This is a genomic window from Lentzea flava, assembly GCF_014648475.1.
Classification (GTDB): Bacteria; Actinomycetota; Actinomycetes; order Mycobacteriales; family Pseudonocardiaceae; genus Lentzea; species Lentzea flava.
In genome coordinates this window covers 26,726-32,970 of the sequence record NZ_BMRE01000072.1, presented here as the reverse complement: position 1 = coordinate 32,970, position 6,245 = coordinate 26,726, and the positions used below count along the sequence as shown (strand labels likewise).

At 70.1% G+C, this 6,245-nt stretch carries 7 protein-coding genes; 2 read left to right on the top strand and 5 right to left on the bottom strand.

Features of this window, described 5'->3' with window-relative positions; translation table 11 throughout:
• Positions 1–84: 84 nt before the first annotated feature.
• The 3 genes from IEZ09_RS41620 to IEZ09_RS41610 form a co-directional block, all read right to left on the bottom strand.
• Complete coding sequence (locus IEZ09_RS41620; protein WP_189259365.1) at positions 85–2,241, bottom strand: helix-turn-helix transcriptional regulator; 2,157 nt, start codon at positions 2,239–2,241, stop codon at positions 85–87.
• 68 nt (positions 2,242–2,309) lie between these two features.
• Complete coding sequence (locus IEZ09_RS41615) at positions 2,310–3,161, bottom strand: serine/threonine dehydratase (RefSeq protein ID WP_189259364.1); 852 nt, start codon at positions 3,159–3,161, stop codon at positions 2,310–2,312.
• Positions 3,158–3,661: a DUF6584 family protein gene (locus tag IEZ09_RS41610; RefSeq protein ID WP_189259363.1), complete on the bottom strand. Its 504-nt coding sequence runs from the start codon at positions 3,659–3,661 to the stop codon at positions 3,158–3,160. Before IEZ09_RS41610 ends, IEZ09_RS41615 begins: the two co-directional genes overlap by 4 nt.
• A 36-nt stretch (positions 3,662–3,697) precedes the next feature.
• On the opposite strand from IEZ09_RS41610, the gene IEZ09_RS41605 reads away from it, so the two are divergent.
• Positions 3,698–4,840, top strand: a complete 1,143-nt coding sequence (locus IEZ09_RS41605; RefSeq protein ID WP_189259362.1) for a hypothetical protein — start codon at positions 3,698–3,700, stop codon at positions 4,838–4,840.
• A gap of 38 nt (positions 4,841–4,878) precedes the next feature.
• Entirely contained in the window at positions 4,879–5,277 is a 399-nt protein-coding gene (locus IEZ09_RS41600; RefSeq protein ID WP_189259361.1) for a hypothetical protein, read from the top strand.
• On the opposite strand, the gene paaI is transcribed toward IEZ09_RS41600, so the two are convergent.
• Together paaI and IEZ09_RS41590 are read right to left on the bottom strand one after the other, a co-directional pair.
• On the bottom strand, positions 5,207–5,602 hold the full coding sequence (gene paaI, locus IEZ09_RS41595; protein WP_189259360.1) for a hydroxyphenylacetyl-CoA thioesterase PaaI: 396 nt from the start codon (positions 5,600–5,602) through the stop codon (positions 5,207–5,209). The genes IEZ09_RS41600 and paaI overlap by 71 nt on opposite strands.
• 227 nt (positions 5,603–5,829) lie before the next feature.
• On the bottom strand, positions 5,830–6,189 hold the full coding sequence (locus tag IEZ09_RS41590) for a hypothetical protein (RefSeq protein WP_189259359.1): 360 nt from the start codon (positions 6,187–6,189) through the stop codon (positions 5,830–5,832).
• Between the last annotated feature and the right edge of the window lie 56 nt (positions 6,190–6,245).

Below are 6,245 nucleotides of genomic sequence, written 5' to 3'. Positions count from 1 at the left end.
AGCGGTGGCCGTGCCCATGTCAAAACCCAAGCGCCTCCTGGTTAAAACACCAGGTCCACGTGAGGTGGGCGAAAGCGCCGTTCATCACGCCATCAGCAGGGTGCGGAGCTGGGTGAGGAGCTCGCTGCGGGTCGCACAGCCGAGGCGGCGCCGCATCTTGGCCACGTGGTGCTCGACGGTCTTGGCGGAGATGAAGAGTCGTTCGCCGATCTGCTTGTACGTCAGTCCGCTGACGACCAGCTCCGCCACCTCGCGCTCGCGGCCGCTGAGCGGCGTGCCGAGGAGTTCGGTCGCCGTCTGGGCCTGCGCGGGTGTGTCCACAGGGGTCAGTTCACGAGCGAACGCGAGCAGCGTGCTCATCGCGGCCCGGTCGCGGCAGCGGATGGCGGCCTGCCCTGCCAGCCGCGCGCCCTCCCAGGCCTGTCCGGCCGCCCACAGGCCGCGGGACGCCCGCTCGACCACCGCGACGTCGACGTCACCTGCCAGCACCCGCAGCCACGCCCGTGCCGCGTCGGCCAGCGCCGGGTGCGTGCCCGCGAACCGGACCAGGGCGGCGGCGTGCTTGCCCGCCTCCGGCGGTGACTCGGCGACGATGGCAGCCTGCAGGCGAGCCCAGTGCAGTGGCGCCGTCCAGAACGCCGGGCGGCCCAGGTCGTCGAGCAGTCGCTCCGCGTCGGCCAGATGCGCGGCCAGCCACGCGGACTCGCCGACCCTGGCCGCGGCGATCGCCAGTTCTCCCAACGGCAGCAGCATGTAGAGGTCCGTCGTGTGGTGCAGCACGGCCTCCCGTGCGCGAGTCCACGAGTGGGTCAGCGCCGCCACGTCACCACTGCGTCTGGCGATCGCGACGGCGAGCGCGGCGGCGAACAGTTCGTCCCGCGGTTCGAGCAGGTCGCCGGTGTCGAGCAGGGTGCGGGCGCAGGTGAGGTTGCCTTGGCGCAGGGCGATCCAGGCGCGCAGGAGCTGGTGCCGGGGCGAGAGATGCCCGCCCAGCACCGACTCGCCGACCGAGAACTCTCCACAGTGGAGCGCCACGATCGCGGTCAGCGCCGCCGGGTCGTCGACGAGCAGAGCGGTCTGTCCCACCGGTTCGAGCAGCGCGGCGGCACGGGCCAGCCGGGACAGCGCGGCGGCGGGGGTGCTGGTGATCGTGTCGAGAAGTCCTTGTGCCGTCAGGTGCTGCGCCCCGGCGAGCAACGTCGGCCCGGTGACCGTCGAAGCGAGCACCTGCCGCGCGTCGGTGAGCGCACCGGTGCCGAGCAACGCGGGCACCATCGCCAGGGCGTGCTCTCCCAACGCCTTCGCGCCCAGCCACCGGTAGAGATCCGCGCCGCGCGCGAGCATGCCCCTGCGTGCGAGCACCGCTGCCGCGACCATCACCGCGCGTGGACGATCGGGCGCCCGTGGATCTCCGATCACCTGGTCGGTGAACCGCAACGCGGTGTCGAGATCACCCGCGAGCGCCGCGGCCTCCGCCTGACGAGCGGGCATCAGCCGGGCCGGCGTGGTCGGCGCGAGGCTGAGGATGGCCTGACGTGCCAGTGGAACCAGGTCGCCGGTGTCGGTGAGCAGTCCGGTCGCGAACGCGCCCTCGTCCGCGCACACGTCGATCCCGGCCGCCTTGGCGAACAGCACGTCACGCACCTGCTCGTCGAGGCAGTCGAGGTCGTGCCGGAACTGCTCGATCAGCCCGTCCGGGATCGTCGCGGGACCGGCGAGCCGGCCGCCGGTCAGCCTGCCGGTCTCGTGCAGCGCGGCGACGAACCGGTCCACCAGCGACGGAACGCCGTTGGTCTGCTCGAACAGGAAGTCGGTGAGCGCGTCGGAGGGCGGGTGGCCGAGCACGTCCTGCGCGCGAGCGGCCACCGAGGCCCGGTCCAGCCTGCCGAGCACGACCGGCAGCCGGCACCGGCTCAGCACCGCGCCCAACGCGCTGAGCGCGGGTGGCCGCGGCCATGGCCGGTAGGCGACGACCAGGCGGTGCGCGCGGGCGACGGCCAGTCTGCGGAGCCGGTCGAGCGTGTCGTCGTCGAGCGCGTGCGCGTCGTCGACCAGCAGTGCGGCGGAAGTGTCCTCTGTGTACTCGCGCGCCACCGGGACGCCGGCGTCGCGGTAGATGCGGGCGAGGGTGTCCAGCGTCGCGGTCTTACCGCAGCCACCGGGACCTGCGACGGCCGCGACCAGCGGTGCGTGCGGATCTGCGACGACGTCCCGGCAGAGCCGTTGTGCCGCGGACGGCAATGGGGTGCTCCTTCATCTTGATCGTTTCCCCGACGGCTCTACGGGTATCGGCGTTCTGCGCGGAATCTTTAGCGCGGAATCCACTCGCTGTTCGCGCCGCACAGGATCACGCACGGCAGTGCGCCCGGCACCTCGCCCCTGAGGGACGCCGCGAACGCCACCGCACCCGCGGGCTCCACCGCGAGCCGGAACTCGCCCCACAGCCGGTCGCGCGCGGCGAGAATCTCCTCATCGGACACCAGCACCGACGAAACCCCGTGCCGCTGCAGGATTTCCAGCGACAACGATCCGGCACGGGTCGCACCGAGCGCGTCCGCGGCAACGGAGTTCACGGACGAATCGACCGGCTCACCGGCGGCCAGCGCGTTGTGCATCGCGCAGCAGTTCTCGGGTTCGACCGCGATGACGCGCCGTCCGCCGGAAGCCAGCGCCGCACCCGCGATCAGGCCGCCGCCACCGACCGCGACGGCGATGGTGTCCACTTCTGGCACGTCCTCGACGATCTCCCGCGTGACCGTCGACTGGCCCTCGATCACGGTGAGGTCGTTGTACGCCTCGATGTAGGTCAGGCCGAACTCGCGGGCGGCCTCGGCGGCCTCGGCGTAGGTGTTGCCGTGGCGGATCAGCTTGGCGCCGAGCGCTTCGATGCGCGCGGTCTTCGACTCGGGCGCGGTCACCGGGACGAAGACGGTGGCGTGGGCGCCGAGCAGCTGGGCGGCCTGGGCGACGGCGATGCCGTGGTTGCCTCCGGACGCGGTCACGATCTCGGAGGCCTGTAGCGACAGCAGCGTGTTGACCGCGCCGCGGATCTTGAACGAGCCGGTGAGCTGGAGGTGCTCCAGTTTGAACACGAGTGGTCGCCCGTCGACGGACACGTGCATGGCCGGAGTGCGGCGGACGTACTGCGACAGCGTTCTCATGTGACCAGCTTCCACAGGAACTGGGCGAGAGTCACGATGCCCAGCAGGAAACACACGAGGACGAACGTGCCGCCGACCATGACGATCAGGCAGGCGCCCCAGGAGGTCTCCTCGTGCGGTGTGGCGTCGAGCTCGTGCTGGAGCTCGATCCGCGCCTCCAGGTACAGCGACGCGAGCCGGGCGCGGGCGGTCTCGGTCGGTGCCTCGTCGACGCGGCCCTGCCACGACATCGCGACCAGGCGGGCCGCGGCGCGGCGGTAGGCGCGTTCGAACGCCAGGGTTTCCTCGGGATCGCGATCGTCGGAGAGGTAGGTCCAGCGGCCGGCCTGGGCGGGCTCGCCCAGCACGCGGTAGACCTCGGCGAGGCGTTCGCGCAGATCCAGCCGGTGCGGGTAGGTACCGACGAGCCCGGCGACCCGCTGACGTGCGCGAAGCACGCTGGCGAGGTCGCCTCGGTGCAACTCCTCGGCCGCTTTGTGGAGCGTCAGCTCGACCGGCATGAAGATTAGTTTTGCAGGTGGGGCTAGCTTTGACCCGTGTTCGGCCTATCGCTGCTGGTCTCCGGCCTCGCCTGGTGGCTGGGGCTGTACCTGCTCGCCCGCGATCCCCGCAAGCCGCTGTTGTGGTGGGCGGGCGCCGGGCTGATCAGCTATGCGGCGGTGATCGTGGTGCCACATCCCGTGCTGGTCGGCCTACCCGCGCTGGCCTGGACGGGCGCAATCGTGCTGTTGAGTCGTCCGGCGCTGATCCGGTGGTGGATCTTCGCGGTGGTGCCGTTCTTCGCCGTGTCGCTCTGGCTGCCGTGGATCGTGCTGCTGCCACTGGCCGTGGCGACCGCCCTAGCCATAAGGAAACGCACTTACTTTTCACTCGTCGGAGTGATGTTCGGCCTGTCCGCTGGCGCGTTCCTGCTGGGGCTGCTGCCGGACGCGATCACGCTGCCGTCGCTCGGCTTCGACGTGGTGGTGTTCGGCATCCTGGTCGCGGTCACGGACGCGGTCGAGGAGGGCGAGGCGATCCGCGCGGACATGGTCCGGTCGCTGGTGATCGCCGGGTTCACCGCCGTGCTGTTCGGGTCGCAGGTCGTGCTGTTCGGCGGCCCGCAGCTGCTCGTCCACACGACGGTGGCGGCCGCGATCGCCGTGCAGGTGCTCGCGAACCCGCTCGCGGCCGCGGTCGACCGGCTCGCCGTGCCCGCCGTGGCAGCCGAACGCGCCGAGCTCCGCGAGGCCGCGGAGTCGTTGCCGAAGCGCGGGCCGCTGGTCACCGAAGACCCCGCGGAGTTCGCGCGGCTCACCCGCAAGGCGCTGAGCCACTACGGAGATCTCGGAAAGCTCGTCGCGAGCCCGTTGATCGCTCTCACCGAGGAAGCGCCGCCGCTCGACCGGGCCGCGCAGCTGAAAAGCATGCTGCTCACGAGCATTCAACGGCTCAAGCCGACCGACGGCGATTTCGGCACGAGCGACGAATGGCGTTACTACAACGCCCTGTACTTCTACTACGTCAAGGGAATCCGCCCGTATTCGGTGCGGACCAAGCGCGAGGACCTCGACGCCGAGGACCGCCGCGCGCTGCAGTGGTTCGTGACCCAGGTGCCCGAGCGCACCCTCCACAACTGGCAGAACGCCGCCGCGCGCCTGGTGGCGGCCGACCTGATGGCAGGAGTTGGCAGCGCTTGACGTGGTTCTGGCAGCGTTGACCGGGCGATCGTCAGGCCATGTTGAAATTCGCCTTGAAACTCGACGGTGTCGCTTCGTTCGCCCTCGGCCTGCTGACCGTGCTGATCCGCCCGGAAGTCGGCATGCCGGTGGGGTGGCAGATCGGCCTCGGCCTTTTCTGCGTCTTTTACGGCGCGGGCGTGTTCACCCTGGGAACGCGCGCCAACCCGGACCGCCGAATCGTTCTGCTGATCATCATCGGCAACCTGGTGTGGGGCGCGGACAGCATTCTCACGGCCGAGCTGAAGTGGTTCCCGCTCACCGGTGTGGGCACCGTGCTGGTCCTCGCCCAGGGGCTCGCCGTGATCGGGTTCGCGGTCCTGCAGTTCATCGGTCTCCGGAGCGCAGCGTCCGCGACCGGCCGCGGAACTCAGCCACGATCTCGGTCCCTCGCCTGACCGTGATGTCGTAGATCCCGCTGCGGCCGAACCGGGTCCGTTCCACCGCCTCCGCCACCAGCTCGTCGCCCTCCTGGGCGGGCCGGATGAAGTCGATCTCGGCCGTGGCGGCGACGGTGACGGACCCGGCCCTGTTGCAGGCGCAGGCGAACGCCGTGTCCGCCAGCAGGAAGACGTACCCGCCGTGCGCGATGCCGTGACCGTTGATCATCAGCTCGGTGACCGTCATGCGCAGCAACGCGTAGCCGTCGCGCAGTTCGACGGGCTCGATGCCCAGCGCGTTGGACGCCTTGTCGGCGGCGAGCATCTCGGCAGGACCATTCATTCGTGCACTGTAATCACTCTGAAGGTGGTGTCACGTCGCGTTGACCGCGCCTTACTGTCCGAACGCTTGATCGCTCAACACCGGAGGTGGTCATCGTGGGTGGATGTTCTTGCTGCGGCGGTTGCACGGGTCCTGGCTGCGGGTGCTGCAGCAGCTGTTAGAGGTCAGGACGAATGAGAAGGCCGGCGCGGAATCCTCCGCGCCGGCCTTCGCCCGGTGGGACGGGGTCAGCCGACGCACCTCGCGTAGGCGTCGTCCATCGCCGCCTCCTGTCCGGGTTCGCACGGCGATTCCGGCGTGAGGAACGTGTCCGCGTTCTGCCGCAGGCCTGCGTGCAGCGCGTTGGCGATCCGGGTCGGGCTACCGCTCTCCATCGCGTCGTTGATCTGCTGGTTCCGGTCCGCGGTGGTGGTGCAGCTGATGAAGATGCCGGGCGTGACCTGCTTCGGCAGCCAGTACGCGTGCAGGCCGAAGTGGCACGACCGGATCTTCCAGTGTGGTGCGGCCTGGGCGGCGGGAACCGCCCCAAGACCTGCGGACAGGACGACGCAGACGACGGCGATGGACCTTCGAGCGAATCTGATCACGGGACTCTCCTGTAGTGGGTCACGGTGAAAGTCCACGTCCGATCAGGTGGTCGGTG

Bases quoted from the DNA above. Each gene is read 5' to 3' on its own strand.
- IEZ09_RS41615 (WP_189259364.1), bottom strand. From the start codon at position 3,161: ATGAGAACGCTGTCGCAGTACGTCCGCCGCACTCCGGCCATGCACGTG.
- IEZ09_RS41610 (WP_189259363.1), bottom strand. From the start codon at position 3,661: ATGCCGGTCGAGCTGACGCTCCACAAAGCGGCCGAGGAGTTGCACCGA.
- IEZ09_RS41600 (WP_189259361.1), top strand. From the start codon at position 4,879: ATGTTGAAATTCGCCTTGAAACTCGACGGTGTCGCTTCGTTCGCCCTC.
- paaI (WP_189259360.1), bottom strand. From the start codon at position 5,602: ATGAATGGTCCTGCCGAGATGCTCGCCGCCGACAAGGCGTCCAACGCG.